The 26,020-nt window shown below is 67.2% G+C and carries 22 protein-coding genes and 1 pseudogene; 7 read left to right on the top strand and 16 right to left on the bottom strand.

Annotated elements, in window-relative coordinates:
• The first annotated feature begins 30 nt into the window (after positions 1 to 30).
• On the top strand, positions 31 to 348 hold the full coding sequence (locus tag NHN26_RS08475) for an HPF/RaiA family ribosome-associated protein (protein ID WP_132694085.1): 318 nt from the start codon (positions 31 to 33) through the stop codon (positions 346 to 348).
• Between the two features lie 44 nt (positions 349 to 392).
• Here NHN26_RS08475 and NHN26_RS08470 read toward each other — a convergent pair whose 3' ends face one another.
• Positions 393 to 2,360 (bottom strand): protein meaA, encoded by a 1,968-nt coding sequence (locus NHN26_RS08470; protein ID WP_253089054.1) that lies wholly within the window; start codon positions 2,358 to 2,360, stop codon positions 393 to 395.
• A 232-nt stretch (positions 2,361 to 2,592) separates the two neighbouring features.
• Here NHN26_RS08470 and ccrA point away from each other — a divergent pair, with 232 nt between their 5' ends.
• The 4 genes from ccrA (at position 2,593) to NHN26_RS08450 (ending at position 7,390) form a co-directional block, all read left to right on the top strand.
• Entirely contained in the window at positions 2,593 to 3,885 is a 1,293-nt protein-coding gene (gene ccrA / locus NHN26_RS08465; protein ID WP_253089053.1) for a crotonyl-CoA carboxylase/reductase, read from the top strand.
• Between the two features lie 442 nt (positions 3,886 to 4,327).
• A complete protein-coding gene (locus tag NHN26_RS08460; RefSeq protein WP_253089052.1) occupies positions 4,328 to 5,041 on the top strand; it encodes a helix-turn-helix transcriptional regulator in 714 nt (237 codons plus the stop codon).
• Positions 5,042 to 5,171: 130 nt separating this feature from the next.
• On the top strand, positions 5,172 to 5,816 hold the full coding sequence (locus NHN26_RS08455; RefSeq protein ID WP_253089051.1) for an acyl-homoserine-lactone synthase: 645 nt from the start codon (positions 5,172 to 5,174) through the stop codon (positions 5,814 to 5,816).
• Between the two features lie 41 nt (positions 5,817 to 5,857).
• Positions 5,858 to 7,390: an AAA family ATPase gene (locus tag NHN26_RS08450; protein WP_253089050.1), complete on the top strand. Its 1,533-nt coding sequence runs from the start codon at positions 5,858 to 5,860 to the stop codon at positions 7,388 to 7,390.
• Positions 7,391 to 7,392: 2 nt separating this feature from the next.
• Here the strand turns inward: NHN26_RS08450 and NHN26_RS08445 are convergent, their stop codons facing one another.
• The 11 genes and pseudogenes from NHN26_RS08445 to NHN26_RS08395 form a co-directional block, all read right to left on the bottom strand.
• Positions 7,393 to 8,151 (bottom strand): TIGR02186 family protein, encoded by a 759-nt coding sequence (locus NHN26_RS08445; protein ID WP_435594187.1) that lies wholly within the window; start codon positions 8,149 to 8,151, stop codon positions 7,393 to 7,395.
• Positions 8,148 to 9,062 carry a sulfite exporter TauE/SafE family protein gene (locus NHN26_RS08440; RefSeq protein WP_253089048.1) on the bottom strand — a complete coding sequence of 305 codons (915 nt, stop codon included), beginning with the start codon at positions 9,060 to 9,062 and terminating at the stop codon, positions 8,148 to 8,150. Before NHN26_RS08440 ends, NHN26_RS08445 begins: the two co-directional genes overlap by 4 nt.
• A gap of 51 nt (positions 9,063 to 9,113) precedes the next feature.
• Positions 9,114 to 10,079 (bottom strand): ABC transporter permease, encoded by a 966-nt coding sequence (locus tag NHN26_RS08435; RefSeq protein WP_253089047.1) that lies wholly within the window; start codon positions 10,077 to 10,079, stop codon positions 9,114 to 9,116.
• Positions 10,079 to 11,176, bottom strand: coding sequence for an ABC transporter permease (locus NHN26_RS08430; protein WP_253089046.1), 1,098 nt, complete (start codon positions 11,174 to 11,176; stop codon positions 10,079 to 10,081). Before NHN26_RS08430 ends, NHN26_RS08435 begins: the two co-directional genes overlap by 1 nt.
• The gene (locus NHN26_RS08425; RefSeq protein ID WP_253089045.1) at positions 11,176 to 12,726 is read right to left on the bottom strand and encodes an ABC transporter ATP-binding protein; all 1,551 of its coding nucleotides are present in this window, start codon (positions 12,724 to 12,726) and stop codon (positions 11,176 to 11,178) included. The genes NHN26_RS08430 and NHN26_RS08425 overlap by 1 nt, the downstream gene beginning before the upstream one ends.
• A gap of 5 nt (positions 12,727 to 12,731) precedes the next feature.
• A pseudogene (locus NHN26_RS08420) lies at positions 12,732 to 13,721 on the bottom strand (BMP family lipoprotein).
• 95 nt (positions 13,722 to 13,816) lie between these two features.
• Positions 13,817 to 14,233, bottom strand: coding sequence for a GNAT family N-acetyltransferase (locus NHN26_RS08415; protein ID WP_253089044.1), 417 nt, complete (start codon positions 14,231 to 14,233; stop codon positions 13,817 to 13,819).
• Entirely contained in the window at positions 14,230 to 14,844 is a 615-nt protein-coding gene (tsaB, locus tag NHN26_RS08410) for a tRNA (adenosine(37)-N6)-threonylcarbamoyltransferase complex dimerization subunit type 1 TsaB (RefSeq protein ID WP_253089043.1), read from the bottom strand. The genes NHN26_RS08415 and tsaB overlap by 4 nt, the downstream gene beginning before the upstream one ends.
• On the bottom strand, positions 14,841 to 15,410 hold the full coding sequence (locus tag NHN26_RS08405; protein WP_132694072.1) for a NifU family protein: 570 nt from the start codon (positions 15,408 to 15,410) through the stop codon (positions 14,841 to 14,843). Before NHN26_RS08405 ends, tsaB begins: the two co-directional genes overlap by 4 nt.
• A 77-nt stretch (positions 15,411 to 15,487) precedes the next feature.
• Positions 15,488 to 15,943: a universal stress protein gene (locus tag NHN26_RS08400; RefSeq protein WP_132694071.1), complete on the bottom strand. Its 456-nt coding sequence runs from the start codon at positions 15,941 to 15,943 to the stop codon at positions 15,488 to 15,490.
• Positions 15,944 to 16,155: 212 nt separating this feature from the next.
• Positions 16,156 to 17,019 carry a branched-chain amino acid aminotransferase gene (locus tag NHN26_RS08395; protein WP_253089042.1) on the bottom strand — a complete coding sequence of 288 codons (864 nt, stop codon included), beginning with the start codon at positions 17,017 to 17,019 and terminating at the stop codon, positions 16,156 to 16,158.
• 399 nt (positions 17,020 to 17,418) lie between these two features.
• Between NHN26_RS08395 and NHN26_RS08390 the strand changes: the two genes are divergently transcribed.
• Positions 17,419 to 18,528, top strand: a complete 1,110-nt coding sequence (locus NHN26_RS08390; RefSeq protein ID WP_253089041.1) for a hypothetical protein — start codon at positions 17,419 to 17,421, stop codon at positions 18,526 to 18,528.
• 316 nt (positions 18,529 to 18,844) lie between these two features.
• Here NHN26_RS08390 and NHN26_RS08385 read toward each other — a convergent pair whose 3' ends face one another.
• Together NHN26_RS08385 and trpS are read right to left on the bottom strand one after the other, a co-directional pair.
• Entirely contained in the window at positions 18,845 to 19,912 is a 1,068-nt protein-coding gene (locus NHN26_RS08385) for a hypothetical protein (protein ID WP_253089040.1), read from the bottom strand.
• A gap of 4 nt (positions 19,913 to 19,916) precedes the next feature.
• A complete protein-coding gene (gene trpS, locus NHN26_RS08380) occupies positions 19,917 to 20,948 on the bottom strand; it encodes a tryptophan--tRNA ligase (protein WP_253089039.1) in 1,032 nt (343 codons plus the stop codon).
• Between the two features lie 79 nt (positions 20,949 to 21,027).
• Between trpS and NHN26_RS08375 the strand changes: the two genes are divergently transcribed.
• Positions 21,028 to 21,714, top strand: coding sequence for a rhomboid family intramembrane serine protease (locus NHN26_RS08375; RefSeq protein ID WP_253089038.1), 687 nt, complete (start codon positions 21,028 to 21,030; stop codon positions 21,712 to 21,714).
• On the opposite strand, the gene murJ is transcribed toward NHN26_RS08375, so the two are convergent.
• Positions 21,705 to 23,249: a murein biosynthesis integral membrane protein MurJ gene (murJ, locus tag NHN26_RS08370; protein ID WP_253089037.1), complete on the bottom strand. Its 1,545-nt coding sequence runs from the start codon at positions 23,247 to 23,249 to the stop codon at positions 21,705 to 21,707. The two genes, NHN26_RS08375 and murJ, sit on opposite strands and share 10 nt — an antisense overlap.
• On the bottom strand, positions 23,249 to 26,020 hold the full coding sequence (locus tag NHN26_RS08365) for a [protein-PII] uridylyltransferase (RefSeq protein WP_435594186.1): 2,772 nt from the start codon (positions 26,018 to 26,020) through the stop codon (positions 23,249 to 23,251). Before NHN26_RS08365 ends, murJ begins: the two co-directional genes overlap by 1 nt.

The raw sequence follows: 26,020 nt of genomic DNA, 5'->3' as shown, positions 1-26,020 counted from the left end.
GAGAGGCTCAGCTGAAGGAGGCCAGACGACATGCAGTTCCAACTGAACACCGATTCCAACATCCATGGCGACGAGCGGTTGGCCGAGGTGGCCGAACAGATGGTGACGTCCGGTCTGGGGCATCTGACGGGCCGCTTGACGCGGGTCGAGGTGCATCTGGTCGATACCAACGGCGCCAAGGGCGGTCCCGACGACATCCGCTGCACCATCGAGGCGCGCCCCGAGGGGTTGCGGCCGCACACGGTCACCCATAGTGACGCCAATGTCGAGGCCGCCCTGCGCGGCGGCGCGCGCAAGATGCGGGCGCATCTCGAAAGCGAGTTCGGCAAGCTCGACCCGCGACGCTGAGCCCGACGCCCCGCTCCGCGGCCGTTCCGGGCCGCGGGCCGGGGCTATTCCGCCGCGACGGGCTCGGGGCCGATCAGGCCGACAATGTCGAACATGATGCGGTTCAGTTCGAAATCCTTCGGCGTGTAGACCTTGGCCACGCCCATCGCTCGCAGGCGGCGGGCGTCGTCCTCGGGGATGATGCCGCCGACGACGACCGGGATATGCGTCAGGTCGTTTTCGCGCATCAGCTTCATCAGGCTATCCACCAGCGGGATATGGCTGCCCGACAGGATCGAGAGGCCGACGATATCCACATTACCCTCGCGGGCGGCGGCGACGATCTCGGCCGGGGTCAGGCGGATGCCCTCGTAATGGATGTCCATGCCGCAATCGCGGGCGCGGGCTGCGATCTGTTCGGCGCCGTTCGAATGGCCGTCGAGGCCGGGCTTGCCGACCAGGAATTTCGGCCGCCGCCCCAGCCGGGCGGCCACCGCGTCCACCGCGGCGCGGATGTCATCAAGACCTTCGGTGCGGTTCGAGGGGTTCTTGGAAACACCCGTCGGGCCGCGATACTGGCCGAAGACGCTGCGCATCACGTCGCCCCATTCGCCGGTGGTCACCCCCGCCTTCGCCGCCGCGATCGAGGGCGGCATGATGTTGGCGCCCGTCGACGCGGCCTCGCGCAGCGCCTTGAGCGCATGGGCAACGGCATCCGCGTCACGCTCGGCCCGCCAGGCGTTCAGGCGCGCGATCTGGTCGGCCTCGACCGCCGGATCGACCACCATGATCGCGTCCTCGCCCGCGGTCAGCGGCGAGGGTTCGCCCTGGGTCCAGCGGTTGACCCCGATCACGACCGTCTCGCCGGTCTCGACCCGGGCGATGCGGTCGGAATTGCTGTCGACAAGGCGCGACTTCATGTAGTCGATGGCCGCCACCGCGCCGCCCAGCGCGTCGATCTGGGCCAGTTCCGCGCGCGCATTGGCCTTGAGATCCTCGACCCGCGCGCTCACCGCGGGGTTGCCGTCGAACAGGTCCTCGTATTCCAGAAGGTCGGTTTCATAGGCCAGGATCTGCTGCATCCTGAGCGACCATTGCTGGTCCCAGGGCCGCGGCAGGCCCAGCGCCTCGTTCCAGGCGGGCAGTTGCACGGCGCGGGCACGGGCCTTTTTCGACAGGGTGACCGCCAGCGCCTCGATCAGGATGCGATAGACGTTGTTTTCCGGCTGCTGTTCGGTCAGCCCGAGGCTGTTGACCTGCACGCCATAGCGGAAGCGACGGTATTTCTCGTCCTCGACGCCGTAGCGGTCGCGGCAGATCTCGTCCCAGAGTTCGACGAAGGCGCGCATCTTGCACATCTCGGTGACGAAGCGGATGCCGGCATTCACGAAGAACGAGATGCGGCCCACCATGTCGGGGAAATGCTCTGGCGCGACCTTGGTCCGAAGATCGTCCAGCACCGCGGTCGCGGTGGCCAGCGCGAAGGCCAGTTCCTGTTCCGGCGTCGCGCCCGCCTCTTGCAGGTGATAGGAACACACGTTCATCGGGTTCCATTTGGGCAGGTGCTCGCGGGTATAGGCCGCGACATCGGTGATCATCCGCAGCGACGGCTTCGGCGGGCAGATATAGGTGCCACGCGAAAGGTATTCCTTGATGATGTCGTTCTGGACGGTGCCCTGCAGTTTCGAGATGTCGGCGCCCTGTTCCTCGGCCACCGCGATGTAAAGCGCGAGCAGCCAGGGCGCGGGCGCGTTGATCGTCATCGAGGTGTTCATCTGTTCCAGCGGGATGCCGTCGAACAGCGTGCGCATGTCGCCCAGATGTGCCACCGGCACGCCGACCTTGCCGACCTCGCCGCGGGAAAGCTCGTGATCGCTGTCATAGCCGGTCTGGGTGGGCAGGTCGAAGGCGACCGAAAGACCGGTCTGGCCCTTGGCGAGGTTGCTGCGGTAAAGCGCGTTCGATGCCTTGGCGGTGGAGTGGCCCGCATAGGTGCGGAACAGCCAGGGGCGGTCTTTCATCGTCTCGGTCATGGCGCGCCTCGGAGTCAGGTTGGCAAGAAAATTTCGCTTCCGCCGAGATAAGGGTAAGGATCTGGCGATGTCAATTCGCTGCGTCGCGGCAAGCCGCTCGCGGCGACGACATAAAATTACCGATACCGCCCGGATTTTCGTTGCAATGTTGCGTGACGCTTTCTATCAGACCAGACAGTCCGCGGCGATTCTGCGGCGCGGCGAGAACCTTTCACCGATCAAGGAGGCCCCGATGGCTCTGGACACGAACCCGTCGATCACGCCCTACGAGGCGCCCGAGAAAGAGCTTTACGAGATCGGCGAGATGCCGCCGCTCGGATACGTTCCGCCGAAGATGTATGCCTGGGCGATCCGGCGCGAGCGCCATGGCGAGCCCGACAAGTCGTTCCAGGTCGAGGTGGTGGAGACGCCCGCGATCGACAGCCACGAGGTGCTGGTGCTCGTGATGGCCGCGGGCGTGAACTACAACGGGATCTGGGCGGGCCTCGGCGTTCCGATCTCGCCCTTCGACGGTCACGGTGCGCCCTATCACATCGCCGGTTCGGATGCCTCGGGCATCGTCTGGGCGGTGGGCGACAAGGTGAAGAACTGGAAGGTGGGCGACGAGGTCGTGATCCACTGCAACCAGGATGACGGCGACGACGAGGAGTGCAATGGCGGCGATCCGATGTTCTCGCCGACCCAGCGGATCTGGGGCTATGAAACCCCGGACGGGTCGTTCAGCCAGTTCACCCGCGTGCAGGCGCAGCAATTGCTGCCCCGGCCCAGGCACCTGACCTGGGAGGAGTCGGCCTGTTACACGCTGACGCTGGCCACTGCCTATCGGATGCTGTTCGGCCACCACCCGCATGAACTGAAGCCGGGTCAGAACGTGCTGGTCTGGGGGGCCTCGGGCGGGCTGGGCTCCTATGCGATCCAGCTGATCAACACCGCGGGCGCAAACGCCATCGCCGTGATCTCGGAGGAGTCGAAGCGCGACTTCGTGATGAATCTCGGCGCCAAGGGCGTGATCAACCGCAAGGACTTCAAGTGCTGGGGGCAACTGCCCAAGGTGAACACGCCGGAATACAAGGAGTGGTTCTCCGAGGCGCGCAAGTTCGGCAAGGCGATCTGGGACATCACCGGCAAGGGCGTGAATGTCGACATGGTGTTCGAGCACCCGGGCGAGTCGACCTTCCCGATCTCGACCTTCGTGGTCAAGCGGGGCGGCATGGTGGTGATCTGTGCAGGCACCACCGGGTTCAACCTGACGATGGACGCGCGCTATGTCTGGATGCATCAGAAGCGCATCCAGGGCAGCCACTTTGCCCACCTGAAACAGGCCGCGGCGGCGAACCGGCTGATGTGCCAGCGTCGGCTTGACCCCTGCATGTCCGAGGTCTTCCCCTGGGCCGAGATCCCGGCCGCGCACATGAAGATGTATCGCAACGAGCACAAGCCCGGCAACATGGCGGTGCTGGTGCAGGCGCCGCGGACCGGTCTGCGGACCTTCGAGGACGTGCTGGAGGCCGGCAAGAGCGCCTGAGGCACACCGGAACGTAAACGCGTTCGGACAAACCGACTCGGCCCGGACCGGTCTTGCCGGCCCGGGCAGGGCCGTTGCTGGTGTGCATCCGGCGGCTGACGAGGCCGCTGCAAGCGAAACCAAAGGCTTGCCCTGCGCCCCCTCGCTACTTATGGGGAGAAAAAAACCGCGAATATCGTGGAAAGTTAACTCGTGCTATCCTTGTGTTAACGGTTCATTAACCACTTGGGGAAGAAAACCATGAAACATGAGTGGCTGATCGACATTCTTGGGGATCTGAGGAACTATGCCCGGAAGAACGGGTTGGCCGCTCTGTCGGAGGAGCTTGCGACCTGCCAGGCGCTGGCAGCGGTCGAGATTTCTTCGCTGGAAGCTCAGCCCATGCGGGCGGAAGTCGGGGGAAGCGGGGCCTGCAGGGTGCCGTTGGGTGTAAGATCTGGCGATGAAAGACGTCTTAGAATCGTTCCTCGATCGCTTGCAACAGGCAACGACGCTTGAGCATCTGCAGCAATCCACCGAGGATCTTCGGGACCATTTCGCCATAACCCATGTGGTCTATCACTGGGTCAGCAGCGTCGGAGAGCAGTACGGGGCTGGCACCTACAGCACCGAATGGGTCGACCGCTACCTGGAGCGCGGCTATGTGAGGGTGGACCCCGTCGTTCAGGGCTGCCTTCACCGCTTTCATCCGGTCGATTGGAAGCAACTCGACTGGTCCGGGCGCGTGGCCCGGGAACTTCTGGCCGACGCTCTGGCGCACGGGGTCGGCAATCAGGGGTTCAGCATTCCGATTCGCGGGCCCAACGGCCAGTTCGCGGTCTTCACGGCCAACCACAGTTGCAGCGACGTGGAATGGGCGCGCTTCGTTCAGGGGAACATGCGCGATCTCATCATCATTGCGCATGACTTCAACAAGAAGGCCCTGGAATTCGAGGGCAAGCGCGACCTTGCACCGTCGACGACACTTTCGCCGCGGGAAACCAGCGCTCTCACGCTTCTGGCCAAGGGGCTGAGCAGGGCGCAGGCGGCCGATCAACTCGACATTTCGGAACATACGCTGCGGGTCTATATCGAGGCCGCGCGGCACAAGCTGGGCGCGCTCAACACCACCCATGCCGTGGCCCGGGCGCTCAATGCGGGGCTGATCGTGCTCTGATTGCAACGGTCAGGGCAACAATCTGCAACTTTTTCACGTTTTGTTCCAGCGCGTGCGATGGTTTAGGCCGTTGGTAACCGTCCCCTTCGTAGCTTCTGCCCTGTCATCGGCTGGCAAAGGGCTACTCAACATGCTGCGTTATATCTACGGCGTCGACCTGCACAAGCATCCCCTTCTGCGTGACACGATGTTCCGCGACCGGGCGATCCAGTTCCACGAACGTCTGGGTTGGGACGTCTCGGTGGACGAGAAGGGCGAGGAGCACGACCAGTACGACGTGCTCAACCCGCTTTATGTCATCTGGGAACAGCCCGACGGGCGGCATGGCGGATCCATGCGCTTCCTGCCCACCACCGGCCGGACCATGGTGAACGAGCATTTCCTGCATGTGACCGCGGGCGTCCGCATCGAAAGCCCGCTGATCTGGGAATGCACGCGCTTTTGCCTAGCGCCCGATGCGGGGCGCGAGGTGTCGGCCGCACTGGCGCTGGGCGGGGCCGAGATCATGGCCAATTTCGCGGTCGAGCATTTCGTCGGCGTGTTCGACGCGCGCATGATCCGCATCTACCGGATGCTCGGCATGGCGCCCGAAGTGATCGGCCAGGTCGGCGAGGGGACGGACGTGCTTGCGGTCGGGCTGTGGGGTTGGGACGATGCGTTCTGGCCGCGCACGCTGAATCGGCTGGGGATCGAACGCGAGACCTCGCTCGACTGGTTCCGGCAGTCCTTTTCGGCCATCCCGCCGACAAAAAAGCGGATCCTCGAGGCGGCCTGATCGCGCTGGCACCCCGCGGGCGGCGCCTGTAGGCTCCGCCCATGACCCTTGCCTCCCTTACCTTTTCCGAAGACCAGGCCGAGGCCCATGACCGCGTGGCCGTGATGCTGCGCGGCATGGGCGTGGATATCGACGCCGGGGCGCTGAGCCCGCGGGTCGAGGATCAAGCGGCGCTTCTGGCGGTCACCGGCAAGGCGGGATCGGGCAAGACGATGCTGCTGGCGCGCCTTGTCGCGGCGCTGGCGGAAGCCGGGGTGGAGATCGTCTCGGGGGATTACGAGGGACGGCGGCGACGCGACCGCCGGACGCTTGCGATCCTTGCTCCGACCAACAAGGCGGCAAGCGTGCTGCGCACCCGTGGCGTCCCCGCCACGACCATTCACCGGATCATCTATACGCCGGTCTATGACCCCGAATACGAGAAGATCGCCCAATGGCTGTCCGGCGAGGGCGAGCGGCCCGCGGTCGAGGGGTTGACCGATGCCGCGCTGGACCGTGCCTTCGCGTTCTATCAAAGCGTCAAATCGGTTCCCGGCGCGCTGGCGACTGCGGGGCTTCGCGGCAGCGACTTCATACGCGGCTGGAAGCGGCGCGAGGAGCCGCTGGATATCGGCTTCGTCGACGAGGCCTCGATGCTGGACGAACGCCAGTTCGACGATCTGAAGGAGCTGTTTCCCGCGCTGGTCCTCTTTGGCGATCCTGCGCAGCTGGCCCCGGTCAACCAGTCGGGCCAGATGGTCTTCGACGCGCTGCCCGTGCACCAGAAGCTGGAACTGCACCGGGTCCACCGGCAGCAGGACGACAACCCGATCCTCGATCTGGCCCATGCGCTGTCCGATCCCTCGCTGGACTTCGAGGCGTTCGAGCGGATGGTTGAACGCGCCGCGGCGCGCGACTCGCGCGTCGTGGTCGCCCCGCGGGTCGATGCCGACCTGATGGCGCGCTCGCCCGTGCTGGTCTGGCGCAACGCGACGCGGATCCGGCTGATCCATGCCTTCCGCCAGGCCCATGGCGCGCCCGCCGATGCGCTGTTGCCGGGCGAGCCGCTGATCTGCGACGGGATCGAACTGCCGCTCAAGCACCGCAAGAAGCGGCTCGACCTCGAGGCGCGGGGGCTGATCAAGGGAGCGCAGGTGATCTATCTGGGCCCGGGCCGCAAGCCCGGCTTTTCGCGGCTGCATGTGATCGGGGCCGAGGAGCCGCAGATCTCGGCCGCCTCGATCGTCAAGATCGAACTGCCCGAGGAGGAGGAACCCTTCATCCCCTATGCGGCGAACATGGGCGCGGCCTTCCTGCACGGGGCGGCGGTGACGATCCACAAGGCGCAGGGCTCCCAGTGGGACACGGTGCAGGTCTTTGGCCCCGACCTTTACGCCGCCGCGCGGGCGGGGCGCAGCGAGGCGGGCCAGCCCCTGTGGAAACGGCTGGCCTATGTCGCGATCACCCGCGCCGAGACGCGGCTGATCTGGGTCACGCGCTATCGCCTTGCCCGACCCGCCCGGCCGCTGGCGACCGACGATCTGGGGACGGTGGCGGCGCCACTGACCCTGTCCTCCGGGATCGAGGCGGACTAGCGTCAGCCCCGAATCAGCCGGAAGGCGGCCGACGCGCCCCATCCTGCCGCGACGGCGATGGCAAGCGACAGCAGGCCGTAGACAAGGGGTCGTTCATGGGCCAGCATGTAGGTCCAGCGTTCCAGCCCCACCTTGCGCACCGCGATCGCGGTCTCGAAGGCGTCGATCACCGCGCCGTCCCGTGTCAGGAAGATGCGCGTGCGGTAATCGCCCTCGGTCAGGTTGGCGGGCAACGCGATCGAGGTGCGAAACAGCGTGTCCTCGGTCAATGCGACCTCGCCCGGCAGCACCTGGTAAAGCCCGACGCGGCTGCGGATGCGGACCAGCGCCTCGATGAAATTCTCGGAATCGGCGGCCTGGGCGGCGGTGCCTGTGGCGCGGATCGCCCGGGGGATCGAGACCTTGTGGCGCATGTCCTCATCCTGCGACAGCGCCTGGGCAAGCGGTACGGTGCTGGCCACCGCGTAAAAGCTGGGCGCCGCGTCGATCACCACGGCCTCGGTATTGACCCAGATCCCGAAGCGCCTTGCCTTGCGCCGGACGGTGACGGGGCCGGAGGGGCCGGCGACGGTGACCACGACATGCAGCGCGCCCTCGGGCAGCGGCGCCTCGCGCCGCACCGCGCCGAAGATCAGGATCTCGGATCCCGAAAAGCTGGTATTGATCGCGACCTGTGTCTGGCTGAGACCCGCGACCACCCGTTCGGCCCGCGCGGGCAGCGCGGCCATGAGGCAGAGAAGGACCAGCAGCAGCCGCATCAGAACTTCCCCGCCGAAAGCGAGTAGATCTCGGCCGGTTGCAGCAGCAGGTCGAGCGCAAGCTTGCCGCAGACCACCAGCACCAGCAGCGACAGCAGGATGCGCAACTGTTCGGCCTTCATCGCGACGCCGATCCGCGCGCCGATCTGCGCCCCGATCACGCCCCCGATCAGCAGCAGCACCGCCAGACCCAGATCGACGGTGAAATTCGTCGTCGCATGCAGAAGCGTGGCAAAGGCTGTGACGAAGATGATCTGGAAGAGCGATGTGCCGACCACGACCTTGGTGGGCATGCCCAGCAGGTAGATCATCGCGGGCACCATGATGAACCCGCCGCCCACCCCCATGATCGCGGCCAGGATGCCGACCAGCGCCCCCACCGCAAGCGGCGGGATGACCGAGATGTATAGCCCCGAGGTGCGGAACTTCATCTTGAAGGGCAGGGCGTGGATCCATGTCCGCTGGCGGCGGCGCGGCGCGGTCTTGCCGCTGCGCGAGCGCCGGATCGCGCGCAGGCTTTCCATGAACATCAGCGCGCCGATGATCCCGAGAAAGACCACATAGCACAGCTTGACCAGCAGATCGACCTGACCCATCTGGCGCAGCATGTTGAAGATCGCGATGCCGATCCCGGCGCCGACGAGCCCGCCGATCATCAGCACCGTGCCCATCCGGATATCGACGGTCTTGCGCCTGAGATGGGCCAGCACGCCCGAAAAGGACGAGGCGACGATCTGCGCGGCTTCGGTCGCGACGGCCACCGCGGGCGGGATGCCGATGAAGAACAGAAGCGGCGTCATCAGGAAGCCGCCGCCGATGCCGAACATCCCTGACAGCACGCCGACCAGCCCGCCCATTCCCAGCAGCAGGAAGGCGTTCACGGAAACCTCGGCGATGGGCAGGTAGATCTGCATGTAACGTCCCTAAAGCCTGCCACCCCGGCATGGCAAGGTTCTCGCTTGCCGTCAGCGTTCCTTCATATAGGGCGTGCCCCCGGCGCGGGGCGGGATCGCGCGGCCGACGAAACCTGCAAGGATGACGACGGTCAGCACATAGGGCAGCGCGTCCATCACCTGCACCGGCAGCACCACCCCGCCAAGGTCGATGTTCTGGTAGCGCAGCGCGATCGCCTGAAGGAAGCCGAACAGGAGTGTCGCGCCCATCGCCTGCCAGGGCCGCCATTTGGCAAAGATCAGCGCAGCCAGCGCGATGAAGCCGCGCCCCGCGGTCATGTCCTTGACGAATCCCGCCTGCAACGCGGTCGCGAGATAGGCGCCCGCGATGCCGCACAGCACGCCGCAGATCGCGACGGCGGCATAGCGCGTCGCGGCCACCGACACGCCCGCGGTATCCAGCGCCTCGGGGTTCTCGCCCACGGCGCGCAGGCGCAGGCCGAACCGAGTGCGGTTCAGCACCCACCAGCTCAGCGGGACCAGCGCGAAGGCCAGATAGACCGGCAGCGTGTGGCCCGAGATCAGCTCGTGATAGATGGGGCCGAGGATCGGGACGGGGTGCAGGGTTTCGGCCAGCGGCAGGGTGATCGGCTCGAACCGCGCGGCGCCGATCAGCGAGGGCGTGCGCCCGCCCTGCGAGAACCATGTCTGGGCGATGACCACGGTCAGCCCGGCGGCCAGGAAATTGATCGCGACGCCCGAAATCAACTGGTTGCCGCGGAAACTGATCGAGGCCGCGCCATGGATCGCGGCCATCACCAGCGAGGCGGCAATGCCTGCCGAAAGCCCCAGCCAGACCGAGCCCGTCACCGCCGCCACCGCCGCCGAGAAGAAGGCCGAGGCCAGCATCTTGCCTTCGAGCCCGATATCGAAGATGCCCGCGCGTTCGCTGAACAGCCCCGCAAGACAGGCGAGCAGAAGCGGCGTGGCCAGCCGCACGGTCGAGTCGAGGATTTGCAGGGCGGTGGCGAAATCCATCACGGCCGCCCCCGGCGCAACGCAAGGAACAGCCGTTCCAGCGGCATCCGCACCATGTTGTCCAGCGCGCCGGTGAACAGGATCACCAGCGCCTGGATCACCACGATCATCTCGCGCGGGATATCGGTCCAGAGCGCCAGTTCCGCCCCGCCCTGATAGAGAAAACCGAACAGAAGCGCAGCCAGGAACACGCCGAACGGGTGGCTGCGCCCCATCAGCGCGACGGCGATGCCGATGAAGCCCGCCCCCTCGACCGCGTTCAGCACCAGGCGCTCCGCCTCGCCCATCACGTTGTTCACGGCCATCAGGCCCGCCAGCGCGCCCGAGATCAGCATCGCCGCCATGACGATGCGCACGGGCCGTATCCCGGCATAGAGCGCGGCGGGTTCCGACTGGCCATAGGCGCGGATCTCGTAGCCCAGCCGCGTGCGCCAGAGGATCAGCCAGACCAGAACGCAGGCCGCAATGGCGATCAGGAAGGTGATATTGGCCGGTGCCGCGCGCGAGAACGCGATGCCGAAGGGTGCCAGCAGGTCATGCAGGCTGGGCAGATGCGTGCCCGGCGGGAATTTCGCGGTCGCCGGGTCCATCGCGCCGATGGGCCGCATCACGTTCACCAGCAGGTAGTTCAGCACCGCCGCGGCGATGAAATTGAACATGATGGTGGTGATGACGATATGGCTGCCGCGCGTGGCCTGAAGCCAGGCCGGAATCGCCGCCCAGGCCGCGCCGAACAGCGCCGCGCCCAGCGCCGCGGCGGGCAGTGCCAGCGCCCAATGCGGCCAGGGCAGGGACAGGCAGATCAGCGCGACGCCAAGCCCGCCCAGCATCGCCTGCCCCTCGCCCCCGATATTGAACAGCCGCGCCTGGAACGCGACGGCGACGGCCAGCCCGGTAAAGATGAAATTCGTCGCGTAATAAAGCGTGTAGCCCCAAGCATAGGTCGAGCCCAGTGCGCCCGAGACCATCATCCGCACCGCCGCCACAGGGTCTTCGCCGATGGCCAGGATCACAAGCGCCGACAGCGCAAAGGCCAGCACCAGGCTGGCCAGCGGGATCAGCACCAGATCGGCCCATTTCGGCATCGCCTCCCGCATCAGGCCGCCTTTCCCCGCATGCCCGCCATCATCAGGCCGAGATCCTTCTCGTCTGTCTCCTCCGGCCGCCGCTCGCCCATGATCCGGCCGTCGAACATCACCGCGATGCGGTCGGACAGCGACAGGATCTCGTCCAGTTCGACACTGACCAGCAGGATCGCGGCGCCCGCGTCGCGCAGCGCGATCAGGCGCTGGTGGATGAACTCGATCGCGCCGATATCGACGCCGCGGGTGGGCTGGCCGACGATCAGCAGCGCGGGATTGCGCTCGATCTCGCGGGCCAGGACGATCTTTTGCTGGTTGCCGCCCGAAAAGCTGCGCGCTTGCAGGTCGGGATCGGGCGGGCGCACGTCGAAGCGTTCCATCCGCTCGGCGGTCATCGCGCGGATCGCGGCATTGTCCATCAGCGCGCGGTTGCGCTGGCAGGCCGGGTCGTGGTGATAGCCGAAGATCATGTTCTCCCAGGCGAGGAACTCCATCACCAGCCCCTCGCGCTGGCGATCCTCGGGAACATGGGCGATGCCCGCCGCGCGCCGGGCCTGTCCCGCATTGCGCGCGCTCAGGTCGATCGCCTGCCCCTCGATCCGCACGATGCCGCTGGCGGGCAGGGTGCCGCCCAGCACCCCCAGAAGCTGCGACTGCCCGTTGCCCGCGACCCCGGCGATGCCAAGGATCTCGCCCGCCCGCACCGTCAGCGACACGCCCCTGAGCCGCTCGACCCCGTCGATATCGGTCACGCGCAGGTTCTCGACCGCCAGAACCGTGCGTCCGGGCGCTGCCGGTTTTTTGTCGAGATGCAACAACACCTTGCGGCCGACCATCAGTTCCGCAAGTTCGCCGGGGCTGGTCTGCGCGGTCGCAACAGTGGCCACCATCTGCCCGCGGCGCATGACGGAAACCGTGTCGGTGATCGCCATGATCTCGCGCAGCTTGTGGGTGATCAGGATGATGGTCTTGCCCTGGGACCTGAGGTTTTCCAGGATCCGGAACAGATGATCCGCCTCGGCCGGGGTCAGGACGCCCGTCGGCTCGTCCAGGATCAGGATATCGGCCTGCCGGTACAGCGCCTTGAGGATTTCGACCCGCTGCTTCATGCCCACGCCCAGATCCTCGATCCGCGCATCGGGGTCCACATGCAGTTCGTAATCCGCGGCCAGCCGCTTCAACTCGCCCCGCGCCCGGGCGAGCGAGGGGCGCAAGAGCCGCCCGTCCTCGACCCCGAGGATCACGTTTTCCAGAACGGTGAAGGGCTCGACCAGCTTGAAATGCTGGAACACCATGCCGATCCCGGCGCGGATCGCGGCCTGGCTGTCGGGGATCTGGATGGGACGGCCGGCGATGCGGATCTCGCCCGCATCGGCCTTGTAGAAGCCGTAGAGGATCGACATCAGCGTGGATTTGCCCGCGCCGTTTTCGCCGACGATGCCGTGGATCGTGCCGGGCATCACCGTCAGCGAGATGTCGCGGTTCGCCTGCACCGGGCCGAACGCCTTGGAGATGCCGCGCAACTCGATGGCGGGGACGCGCTGCCCCCCGGCCGCCCCCGCCATGCCGGTTACTTCACCGGGCAGGTGTTGTCGGTCATGTAGTCATGCACGGCCAGATCGCCCGCGACGATCCGAGCCTTGGCCTCCTCGATGGCGGCGATCATCTCGGCGCTCACCAGGTCCTTGTTGTGCTCGTCCAGCGCATAGCCCACGCCGTCTTCGGCAAGGCCGAGGACGACATAGCCGGTTTCCAGATTGGCGCCCGCGGTGAACGCCTCGTAGACGGCCAGATCGACCCGCTTGATCATCGAGGTCAGCACCTGACCGGGATGCAGGTGGTTCTGGTCGCTGTCCACGCCGATCGACAGGATCCCCTGATCGGCCGCGGTCTGAAGCACGCCCACCCCGGTCGAGCCCGCGGCGGCATAGATCACGTCGGCCCCCTGCGCGATCTGGGCGCGGGCCAGTTCGCCGCCCTTGACCGGATCGGCCCAGGCGGTGGGCGTGGTGCCGGTCATGTTCTGGATCACGGTCGCGTCCGGGTTCACCGCCTTGACCCCCTGGGCATAGCCGCAGGCGAATTTGCGGATCAGCGGGATATCCATGCCGCCGACAAAGCCCACCGTGCCGGTTTTCGAGGCCATTGCGGCCATCATGCCCACCAGATAGCTGCCCTCATGTTCGGAATATTCGATGGCGCGCACATTCGGGGCATCGACGCGGGTGTCGATGATCTGGAACACGGTGTCGGGATAGTCGGCCGCCACCTCCTCCAGCACCGAGCCGAAGGCAAAGCCTGCCATCACGATCGGGTTCAGCCTCGCCTCGGCAAAGCGGCGCAGCGCCTGCTGGCGCTGGGCCTCGGATTGCAACTCGATCTCGCGATAGCTGCCGCCGGTCTCGGCCTTCCAGCGTTCCGCCCCGTTGAAGGCCGCCTCGTTGAAGGACTTGTCGAATTTGCCGCCCAGATCTTAGATCAGGGCCGGTTCGGCCAGCGCAGCGCCCGCGGACAGGGCCAGCGCGGCGGTTGCCCCAAGGGCCTTGTGCAACAGCGTCATCGAAATCACTCCCGGTTGGTTGGCGGATGGGGCAGGGCGCCGCGTTGACGTGATTTAGCGACGAGCCCCGACAGGGCGTCAACCGGTTTCTGGCCTCAACGCCCCAGCGCCCGGGTCAGGATCAGCGCGTCGATGCGGCTGCCATCGGGGGCGGTGCAATAGCCTGGCCTGCGGCCCGCCTCGGCATAGCCCGCCGCGTGATACAGGGCGCGCGCGGCCGCATTGTCCAGCGCCACCTCCAAAAAGGCATGGCTCGCGCCGCGCGCCTGCGCCTCGGCCTCGAAACGGGCGATCAGCTTGCGGCCAAGGCCCCGGCGCCGGGCGTCGGGATCAACAGCAATCGTCAGCAATTCCGCCTCGCCCGCGATGGCGCGGCCAAGGGCGAAGCCGTCGCCCAGCGTCACCAGAAAGACGCCGGGTCCGGGCAGTAGCGCCGCGAATTCGGCCGCCGACCAGGGGCGGGGATGGGTGAAGCACAGCGCATGCAGCGCCGCCAGCGCCTCGGGCGTCACGGAAGGATCACCGGCGGCGGGTCTGCGGGCGGCGCGGCATCGGCAGGCCGCAGGTAAAGCGGCGCGGGCCGGGGCAACGCGCGGCCCAGCCGTGTGGCGGCGATCCGCGCGATCCGGGGCGCGATCCCGTCGAAACCGCCCGGCCCGATCAACCGTGCCCCCGGCGGCAGCGCATCCGCCATCTCCTCGGGCGCGGCTTGCCGGGGCGGGGCCAGCGCCATGCCATCCGCCAGCGGCTGAAGGTAGACCGTGCCGCGCGGCCCCGGCAGCGCCACCAGAACCGGCCCCGCCGCGCCTTCGGCCATCGCCTCGAAGCCCGAAACCCCGATCGCAGGCACCGAAAGCCCCAGCGCCAGCCCGCGCGCCGCCGCCACCGCGATGCGGATGCCGGTGAAATTGCCCGGACCGATGCCGACCCCGATGCCGTCCAGCGCCTCCCAGCCCAGCCCCGCTTCGTCCAGAATCGCTTGCAGAATGGGCATCAGCCGCTCGGCCTGCCCGCGCCCCATCTCCTTATGCCGTTCGGCGACGATCCGGCCCGCGCAGAACAAAGCGGCCGCGCAATGCGCGGCCGATGTGTCGAAGGCCAGGACCTTGGGGACGTCCATCACACCTCTTCGGTGACCGGGCGGACCTCGGTGACCTCGGGGATATAATGGCGCAACAGGTTCTCGATGCCCATCTTCAGCGTCAGCGTCGAGGACGGACAGCCCGCACAGGCGCCCTGCATGTGCAAATAGACCACGCCCCGCTCGAACCCGTGGAAGGTGATGTCCCCGCCATCCTGGGCCACCGCCGGACGCACGCGGGTATCAAGCAACTGCTTGATCTGGTTCACGATATCGGCATCCGGCCCGTCATGGGCGGCATGCGCCTCCGCGGCTGCGCCGATGATCGCGGGCTGGCCCGACTGGACATGCTCCATGATCGCGCCAAGGATCGCGGGCTTGATATGGTCCCACTCCACGCCGTCTTCCTTGGTCACGGTCACGAAATCCTGACCCATGAACACCGCGCGCACCCCTGCCACCGCAAAGATGCGACGCGCCAGCGGCGACCGGTCGGCCCCCTCGGCCCCGGGCGAGGGGAAATCGGCGGTGCCCGCCTCCAGCACCGCCTGTCCGGGCAGGAATTTCAGGGTCGCCGGGTTCGGGGTGGATTCGGTCTGGATGAACATGAGTCCGGTCCTCGGGTTTGAACGGGATATGCGCCCGGGCAGGCGGCTTGTCAAGTTTGGAACGATTCCAGAGAGCGTCAGCAGACGGCCTCCAGCCCCTCCTTCGACAGCCCGCCCGGAACGATGGTCATCGGCACCGGCAACGTGCCGGAGCTTTTCGTCAGTTGCGTCACCAGGGGGCCCGGCCCCTTCTTGTCGGTGCCTGCGCCCAGCACCAGAATGCCGATCTCGGGATCGTCGCGGATCTGCGACAGGATCTCGGGCACCGGCTCGCCCTCGCGGATCACCAGTTCCGGATCGACCCCCTGCCGGTCACGCATCCATTTGGCGAAGACCTCGAAATGCGCCTCGATCCGCTCGCGCGCCTCCTCGCGCATGATCTCGCCCACGCCGATCCAGTGATTGTATTCCTCCGGCGGAATGACCGACAGGATCTGCACGCCGCCCCCGGTTCGCGCCGCGCGCATCGCGGCAAAGCGCATGGCGTTCAGGCATTCGCGGCTGTCATCGAGGATCACGAGGAACTTGCGCATCCGCGCCCTCCCTTTGCAACGCCGCCCAGAATGGCCGAGCCGCGGCGCGCTGGCAATCCCGCGCATCTGCGCCGGGCTTGCCTCCCGAAAACCACTCCGGATTTCTTGGCCCAAATACCCCCGCCGGAGGCGCGCGGCCGCAAGGCCCCGCGACCCCAACCCCGGACAAGCGGGGCGTCAGCCCTGCGCCGGCCGGGGGCGGGAGAGCCCCCTCAGCCGCCCGAATGCGCCCAGTCCCAGTAAAGCTCGCGCACCTTCTGGGTCATCGGACCGGGCTGGTACTGCACGTCATCGAATGCCCTGACCGGCGTCACCTTCATCATGTTGCCCGACAGGAACACCTCGTCGGCCGCGCGCACGTCGTCGAAACCCAGAACTGTCTCATGCACCGCGATCCCCGCCGCGCGCAGATTGGCGATATGCCGCGCCCGGGTGATGCCCGCCAGGAAGGTGCCGTTCGGGATCGGGGTAAAGACCTCGCCATCCTTCACGATGAACACGTTGGCCGTGGCGGTCTCGGCGACATTGCCCAGCGCGTCCGCCACCAGCGCATTGCCGAACCCCTTGGAACGCGCCTCGGCCAGCATCCGGGCGTTGTTGGGATAAAGGCAGCCCGCCTTGGCATTGACCACCGCGCAGTCCAGCGTGGGGCGGCGGAACCGCGTCGTGGTCAGCGTGGTGGCGCTGCCCGGCGCGGCCATCGGGATCTCCTCTAGGCTGATCGCAAAGCCCGTCGCGCCCGGCTTCGGCACGATCCCCAGGAAATCGCCGTCAAGCGCCCAGTACATCGGCCGGATATAGACCGCGGCATCCTCCGGATAGGTCTTCAGCCCCTCCCAGATCAGGTCATGCATCTGCTGCGCAGTTACCGTCGGCGTGATCATCAGCGCCTCGGCCGAGCGGTTCACCCTCTCGCAATGGGCCAGCAGGTCGGGGGCGATCCCCTCGAAATAGCGCGCACCGTCGAACACCGTCGTCCCCAGCCAACTGCCATGATCGGCCGCGCGCATCACGGCCAGATCCGCGCGGTGCCAGCTGCCCTCGAAATAGGTGCGGATGTTGTTGCCTGTCGCCATGTATGACCCCTTTCGTGGACCCGCCTTTCGCGAATACGGGCGCACCCTAGACCCGGGGCGCAGGAGCGTCCAGAGCGCAAAGGAAACGCCCCCGGCGGGGCGGCCGGGGGCGTTGGGCGAGCCTGCCGGGCGAAGGCTGCTCGCCGGAATTCCCGGGGCGGCAAGGGCGGATCGACTGTGCCGGACTTGGGGAATCACGACCCCGGGGACCGGCCAGGCGCGACCGGACATGCAAGTTATTCGCCGAACATGAGTCGGGACCATGTCGGATTGGAATCGGTTTCGTGAAACCATCGGAGGCTGCCTGCCGACGACGCGGCAATTGGGGAATTGAGCCGCAGAGGCAGGAGCCTTAGGAGGGAACGGGTCACCGCCATCAGCCAGGGAGCCCGACGCGGCATGCAGGTCATCCTTCATATTGGTGCCCCCAAGACCGGAACGACGATCCTTCAGAAAACGTTCCGCCGGTCGGAGCGTGTCCTTGCCGCCCATGGAATCGCCTATCCGCGCAGCCCGCGGCACAAGAGCAAGCATCGGATTCTTCTCGTGGGGATCGGCAGCCTGGGGCGCGACGGCGCCAGCCGGTTTCCGGACGAGACGCGGCACGATGACCAGCGCAAGGCCTGGTTCGCGCGGCTTGGCCGCCAGTTGCGAAAGACCTCGCCCGAAATCCTGGTTCTCTCCAACGAAGGGCTGTTCGGCGTCCTGCCCACGGACCGCCTCGCGGCCTTGAGGGAGGACATCCTGTCGCTCGGAGCCGACCATATCAGGATCGCGGGCTATGTGCGGCGGCCTTCCGACCACTACCTGTCCGGGCTTCAGCAGAAGATCAAGGCATCATGGAAGGTGCCGCTGCCCGGTCCGCTGAATTGCAGACAGGTCCTGGAGCCTTACATGGACGTTTTCGGGGCCGGGAACGTCCTGATACGGACCTATGATCGAGCGACCCTTTGCGAGGGCGATCTCGTGGCGGATTTCGTGAACGCTTATCTTAGCGTGTCGGGGCTCTCGCGCAGCGACCTGAGGGAGGGGCGTGACGGGAACATTTCGCTTTCGGGCGAGGCGATGACCCTTGTGCGGCAATACCGGCAGGACTTCCACCATGACAATGACGATGTCTTTACCAGCGATACGACTGCGCTGATGCGGGCGATCCGGCAGATCGAGGACAGGATCGGACCGACCCGTCCGCGGCTGCGGCCCGAATTGTCCGTCTGGCTCGATTCCGCCTCGGATGACCCGCTCTGGCTGCGCGAGACTTTCGGAGTCGTCTTTCCAGGCTATGACTACGGCACTTGCCCAGACGCCTGGCCGCGACGGCCGCCCGTTCCCGAACAGCCCAGTCTCACGGACATCATAGTGATCGACCGCGAGAAACAGCGCAGGATGATCGACGAACTCGGTCGAAGCGCGTGGGTCGGCAATTCGCCTCCCGGATTCGGCTGGCTCCCTGGCCGAGGGGCCCGGCGCGACTGGCTTGCCGGGTTGCGGAACGCGCCGCCCGACTGAGCCGTGCCAAGCGCGCCTGGTCGGCGTGCAGATCCCCAAGAACTGGCCGTTCGGCTGGGCCACATGGGCGGGTCTGGTAACGGGGTTCATCGCGGGCGGCCGGCACCCGCGCGCGCTTGCCGCCGTCGCGCCGGCGAAGGCGACCTTCGTCTCGCTCGTCGCCAGCTTGTCACAGGTGCTGCTTTCGCGGAGGCCCCCGGTCTCGGTCCCGGGGGCGCCCGAGGAAGTCGAGCGCAGCTTCATGGCCGCCCCGGGGGTACGGATGCGGCCACACTTGCACGGGGCACCTACCGTGACCCGTGCGCAGCGCCGCGGATCAGTCTTGGGCGGCGCGGCGCAGGCGACGCAACACCGCAGAGACGAGTGCCTGGTGGAAGAGCCCGATCAGGGATGCAAGCAACCCGGCCAGCGCCGCCAGGAGGTGCGCCGCGGCGTCCGAGAGTCGCGTGGCAAGGCGCAGCAGGCGCGACTTGCCCAGCACCTCCAGCCCGGCGATGCTGCGTGTGGGCGCGGCCTCGGCGATGTTCGCAAGGCGGCGCAGGTCGCCTGCATCCTCGGCTGCGTCGAGCAGGTGCAGCGTGTCAGCGAGTCCGACGGCGGTCTTCATGCGCCCGCCATCCTTCAGCAGGTCAATCGTCGGCCGAAGCCGCTCGGGACGCATCAGCGCCTTGAGGTCCGCGACGCTGCGCGCGTCGGCCAGGCGCTGCCAGTCGAGGCCGTTCCTGGCGGAGTCCTCAAGCGTGCGCGTGAGGCCTGTCGGCAGGCGCCCCATGCCGTGGGCAAGCTTTGCCAGGCCCGCACCGAGCTTGACCGCGCTGCTGCTGCCGCCGGTCAGCGGCACCAGCACGACCGCCGAAAGACCAAGGGCCGAAAGCAGAACGTCGACGCGGTCAACCGCATCCCCGCGCAGGTAGGCGCGGCCCTCGCGCGCGAGGGATTGCACGTCGCCCACGGGCGACAACTGGACCGCCGCCCCGCAGAGCAGCGCGGCGGACAAATCGCAGTCGGCCACGTTGCGGGCGCAGCGCAAGCAGGCCCCCGCCATTTTCAGCGTGCCGGTATCGGCGGCGCGCAGGCTTGCGCGCCGGGCCTCCAGTTCGGGCGGCAGCGCCACGTTCTGTCGGGCCAGTTCCTCGGCCACGGCGTCGATCGCCATCCAGTTGCGCGGGGCCTCGTCCAGAAGCGCATCGAGCCGTGCGACCATGCGCCCGTCACCGGCGGCGCGGGCCAATTGCCGGGTCAACTCCGCCTCGATCCGTGCGGCCCCGGCGTCAACGAAGATGCTGCCCGGCCAGCCGGTCGCCAGCGACCAGCCCGACCAGAGGCAAAGCGCAAGCGAAATCGCGAGCAGCAGCGTCAGGATCGCCCGCGCCGCCCGCCGCATGGGTCTAGGCGGCCCCGGTGCCCACCATCCCCACGATCTCGTAGCTGCGCTTGAGGATCGGCGCGGCGATCTCGTTCGCGCGCTCGGCCCCCGCGGCAAGGATGCGGTCGATCTCGGCCGGGTCCTGCATCAGCCGCCCCATCTCGGCAGTGATCGGCGCCAGCCGCGCCACCGCCAGATCGGCGAGCGAGGGCTTGAACGTCCCGAATTGCTGGCCGCCATGTTCCGCGATCACCTGCTCGGGCGTCAGTTCCGCAAGGGCGGCGTAGATGTTCACGAGGTTGCGCGCCTCGGGCCGACCCTCCAGCCCCTCCAGCGTCTCGGGCAGGGGCTCTGGGTCGGTCTTGGCCTTGCGGATCTTTTTCGAGATCGTGTCGGCATCGTCGGTCAGGTTGATGCGGCTCATGTCCGAAGGGTCGGATTTCGACATCTTCTTGGTACCGTCGCGCAAGGACATCACCCGCGTCGCCGCGCCCTCGATCACCGGCTCGGGTAGCGGGAAGAACTCCACCCCGAAATCGTTGTTGAACTTGGCCGCGATGTCACGGGTCAGTTCCACATGCTGTTTCTGGTCCTCGCCCACCGGAACATGGGTCGCGTGATAGACAAGGATATCGGCCGCCATCAGCGCGGGATAGGCGAACAGGCCCAGCGACACGTTCTCGGAATTCTTGCCCGCCTTGTCCTTGAACTGGGTCATGCGCTGCATCCAGCCCAGCCGCGCGACGCAGTTGAAGATCCAGGCCAGTTGCGCATGGGCAGGCACCTGCGACTGGTTGAACAGGATCGAGCGGGCGGGGTCGATCCCGCTGGCGATGAAGCCTGCGGCCAGTTCGCGCGTGGCATGGGTCAGCTTCCCGGGATCCTGCCAGACGGTGATCGCGTGCATGTCGACGATGCAATAGACCGTCTCGATGCCGCCGCTCTCCTGGGTCTCGACGAAGCGCTTGAGCGCGCCGAGATAGTTGCCCAGCGTCAGCCCGCCCGAGGGCTGGATGCCGGAAAAGACGCGCGGTGTGTGGACCACCTCGGTCATGGGGTCATCTCCGTCTGGAATTTGTTGCCTCGCTCGCTTACCCATGCGGGGCAACACCGTCAACCGAGGCCCGTGCCGCATGTCCCCCGATCCGAACGCCCATCCGCTGAATCCGCTGCCCGCGGTGATCTGGCTTCTGGTTCTGCCGGTCATCGCGATGGAGGTGGTCCTGAGCCTTGGGGCGCGCGGCATCCTGGGCGGGCCGGGCGCGGTGGGCTGGCGGCTGGAGGCATTTCAGGACTATGCCTTCTCGGGGCAGGTCTTCGACTGGATGCTGGCCGAGGGGCGCTATCCGCCGCAGCACCTGATGCGTTTCGTGACCTATCCCTTCGTGCATGGCGGCGTGACGCATGCGGTCTTTGTCGTCGTCTTCATCCTGGCGCTGGGCAAGATGGTGGCCGAGGTCTTCCGGCCCTGGGCGGTTCTGGCGGTGTTCTTCGGCTCGGCGATCATGGGGGCGGTGGCCTATGGCCTGTTGCTGAACGATCCCGCGCCTCTGGTGGGCGGGTTCCCGGCGGTCTACGGGCTGATCGGGGCCTTCACCTTCCTTCTGTGGGTGCGGCTGGCCGGGACCGGGACGAACCAGTATCGCGCCTTCTCGCTGATCGGCATCCTGCTGGCGATCCAGTTGGTCTTCGGCCTGCTGTTCGGGGGCAACAACGATTGGCTGGCGGACCTCGCGGGTTTCGCCACCGGCTTCCTGATGTCCTTTGTCGTCAGCCCGGGCGGCTGGGGCCGGGTCCGGGCGCGGATCCGTCACCGCTGACGGCGCAGCGCACGGCGGAACTCGGACAGGCGGAACGCGCCCAGAAGGTGGCCCGCGCCGAAATAGGCGAGCATCCCGATCCCCACCAGCCCGGCGAGCGCTGCATAGCGGATCCGGCCGGCCTCCAGCCAGGGCGCCAGCGCCCAGGCCGTCAGCAGGAGGACCGCGCCCATCAGCGCCGAGGCCGCGAGGATACGCCAGATCCGCGCGCGGAACCGGTCGTCCAGCGTCGCCGCCGCGCCATAGCGGCGCGAGCCGCGCCACAGCAGCGCAACCATCGCCCAGCCCGCCAGCATGGTGCCCCAGGCCGCCGCGATATAGCCGATGAAGGGCGCAAGCCCGATGGCCAGGGCGGCGTTCACGGCCAGCGCCCAGAGCGCATAGTAGAACGGCCGCCGCGTATCCTCGCGCGCGAAGAACAGCGGTTGCAGCACCTTCTGCATCACGAAGGCAGGCAGCCCCGCGCCATAGACCGCCACCGCCAGCGCGGTGGCCGCGGTGTCGGACGCATCGAAGGCGCCGCGCTGGAACAGCACGCCGACAATCGCGCCGGGGATCACGGCCAGCGCCACGGCGGCCGGAACCGTCAGCGCCAGCGCCATCTCGCCCGCGCGGTTGAACGCGTCGCGCCCGCCATTGGTGTCCTCGGCCCGCAGCCGCCGCGACAGGTCCGGCAGCAGCACCACGCCGATGGCGATGCCGACAACGCCCAGCGGCAACTGGTACAGCCGGTCGGCATAGGACAGCCAGGCCACCGCCCCCTCGAAGAAGCTGGCGACCTGACGGCCGATCAGCAGGTTCACCTGCACCACGCCGCCCGCCAGCGCGGCAGGGGCGGCAATGATCGCCAGCCGCCTCAGTTCGGGCGTCATCCTGGGCAGTCGGATGGTCAGCCGGAACCCCGCGCGCGAGGCCGCGACCCAGACGAGTGCGAGCTGCGCGATCCCCGCGACCGGCACGGTCCAGGCCAGCGTGTCGCCGATAGGCCAGCCCATCCGGGCCGCCACCACCATCGCCACGACGAACAGGAGGTTCAGCAGCACCGGCGCGGCGGCGGCGGCGACAAAGCGCCCCGTCGCGTTCAGCACGCCGGACAACAGCGCGGCCAGCGAGATGAACAGGATGTAGGGAAAGGCGACCCGGCCGTAATCCACCGCAAGGTCGAACCGTTCGTCCGCAGCGAAGCCCCCGGCCATGGCCAGCACGAGGAACGGCATCGCCACCTGCGCGAGCAGGGTAAAGACGATCAGGATCGTCGCCAGCCCGGTAAAGGCATCGCGCGCGAATCCCAGCGCGTCGTCGCCACCTTCGAGCTTTTTCGCGAACATCGGCACGAAGGCCATGTTGAACGCGCCCTCGGCAAAGAAGCGGCGGAACATGTTGGGCAGCGAAAAGGCGATCAGGAACGCCTCGGCCACCGGCCCCGCGCCCAGATAGGCCGCGATCAGGATGTCGCGCACGAATCCCATGATGCGGCTGACAAAGGTCCAGACGCCGACCGTCACGAAGCCCGCGACCAGGCGGATCGGCTGCATCACCCGCCCGCCCGTTCCGCGCCCCGCTCGATGGCGGCGCGCAGTTTCTTCTCCAGCGACTCCTGGCGAGAGCGGGAATGCAGCTTCAGCCCGAAGCTGTCCTTGACATAGAAGCTGTCCACGACCTGCGCGCCATAGGTCGCGATCACGGCCGAGGCGATATAGACATTGCTGTCGGCCAGCACGCGCGCCAGATCGTAGAGCAGGCCCGGGCGGTCGCGGGTGTCGACCTCGATGATGGTGTAGATTTCCGATCCCTCGTTGTCGAAGGTGATCGAGGTGGGGAAGCGGAAGCCCTTTTCGCGCTTCTTCAGCTTGTCGCGGTCGGCAAGCTTTTCGCGCGGCCGGATCTCGCCCGCCAGCGTCTTGTCGATCATCTGGCGCAGGCGGGGAAGGCGCGCGCCCTCGTAGGGGGTGCCGTCGGAATCCTGCACCCAGAAGACGGCGGTCGCATAGCCGTCCTTGGTGGTATATGTGCGCGCGTCCACCACGTTCGCGCCGACCAGCGCCAGCGCGCCCGCCAGCCGCGAGAAGATGCCCGGATGGTCAGCCAGCGCGAAACAGACGCGGGTGGCATCGTGATCGGCATCCTCGGCCAGGTCGATGCGGATCTCGTCATCCCCCAGATCGCGCAGCAGCCGGGCAAAGACCGCATGCGTCCCGCCCGGCAGGCCGGTCCAGTAGGGCGGGTAGTGGCGGGCGGTCTCGGCGCGCAGATCCTTCTTGTCCCAGTCGGCCAGCGCCTCGCGAAGCGCGCGCTTGGCCTGATCCTCGCGGGTGCGGCGGTTGACGGCCTCCAGCCCCTTTTCCAGCGCGGTCGCGGTTTCGCGGTAAAGCTGGCGGATCAGTTGCGCCTTCCAGTTGTTCCAGGTGCCGGGGCCGACCCCGATGATGTCGCAGACCGTCAGCACCGTCAGGAGATCCAGCCGCTTCTTGTTCTGCACCGCCTTGGCGAAGTCGCGCACCGTGCGCGGGTCGGACAGGTCGCGTTTCTGCGCCATGTCGGACATCAGCAGGTGATAGCGCACCAGCCATTCGACGGTTTCGCACTCGTCGGGTTTCAGCCCCAGCCGCGGCGCCACCTTGCGCGCGATCTGCGCGCCCAGCACCGAATGGTCCTCGGGACGGCCCTTGCCGATATCGTGCAGCAACAGCGCGACGTAAAGCACGCGTCGATTGACCCCCTCCTTGAGGATCCGGCTGGCGATGGGCAGTTCCTCGACCAGTTCGCCCCGCTCGATCCGGGCCAGCGTCGAGACACATTGGATCGTGTGCTCGTCCACCGTGTAGTGGTGATAGACGTTGAACTGCATCATCGCCACGATGGGCTCGAATTCCGGGATGAAGGCCGACAGCGCGCCCAGTTCGTTCATCCGACGCAGCGCGCGCTCGGGATTGCCGTGCTTCAGCATCAGGTCGAGAAAGATGCGCTGCGCCTCGGGATCGGCGCGCACGCTGTCGTCGATCAGCCGCAGGTTCGCCGCGACCAGCCGCATCGCGTCCGGATGCAGCAGCGTGCCCGCCTTCAGCGCCTCTTCGAAGATGCGCAGCAGGTTCACCTTGTCGGCCAGGAATGCCGCCGGATCGGCCACGTTCATGCGGTTCTGGGCGATCTCGTAGCCCTCGGGCATCTTGCGGCGGCGCCGGAACAGCCCCAGCAGCCGCGGCTCGCTTTTCACATGGGCGGCTTCCAGCTTGGTCAGGAAGATGCGCGTCAGATCGCCCACCGTGGTCGCGTGGCGAAAGTAGTGCTGCATGAAATGCTCGACCGCACGGCGCCCGCCATGGTCGGTATAGCCCATCCGCGCCGCCACCTCGACCTGCAGATCGAAGGTCAATTGATCCATCGCCCTGTCGGTGATCAGGTGCAGGTGGCAGCGCACGGCCCACAGGAAACGTTCGGCGTTCAGGAAGCCCTTGAACTCCTCCTCGGTGAACACGCCCAGCCTGACCAGGTGCGAGGCACGGTCCACGCGGTAGATGTATTTCGCGATCCAGTAGAGCGATTGCAGGTCGCGAAGACCGCCCTTGCCCTCCTTGACATTGGGTTCCAGCACATAGCGCTGGCCGCCCTGCTTGCGGTGGCGTTCGGACCGCTCGGCAAGCTTCGCCTCGATGAAATCGCCCTCGGTGCCGTCGAAGAGATCATCGCGCAGCGCGGCGTTCAACTCGCGGTCCAGCGGCTCGTGGCCGGCCAGGAAGCGGTTTTCCAGCAGGGCGGTGCGGATCGTGTAATCCTCGCGGCCCAGCCGCAGGCAATCCTTCACCGTGCGTGAGGAATGGCCGACCTTGAAGTGCAGATCCCACAGCATGTAGAGCATCGATTCGATGACGCTCTCGGCCCAGGGCGTGATCTTCCACGGCGTCAGGAACAGCAGATCGACGTCGGAATGGGCCGCCATCTCGCCCCGGCCATAGCCGCCCACGGCGAAGACGGCCAGCCGCTCGCCCTCGGTCGGGTTGGGGCGGGGGTGCAGGTGGGTGCGGGCGATTCCCAGCGTGCCGTGCACCAGGCAATCGGTCAGCCACGTATAGGCCCGCACCGTGGGTCCCGCATCGAAGGGGCGTTCGGCAAAGGCCGTGGAGATGGCGGCGCGGCCACGGGTCCGGGCCTCGCGCAGGTGGCGCACCATCTGGTCGCGCAAGGCCCGCGGCTCGGCCCCCTCGGCGGCCAGTCTGGCCAGTTCCGCCGCAAAGCCAGCGCGGTCGAAGATCTCCTGCGCCGGGCAGATCAGGCCATCCGGTGTCGTGTCGTCGGGGTGGGTGGAAAT

This window comes from Rhodovulum tesquicola (genome assembly GCF_024128855.1).
In the GTDB taxonomy this organism is placed as follows: domain Bacteria; phylum Pseudomonadota; class Alphaproteobacteria; order Rhodobacterales; family Rhodobacteraceae; genus Rhodovulum; species Rhodovulum tesquicola.
The sequence above is the reverse complement of the archived record's forward strand: the minus strand, read 5'-3'. Positions and strand labels throughout refer to the sequence as shown.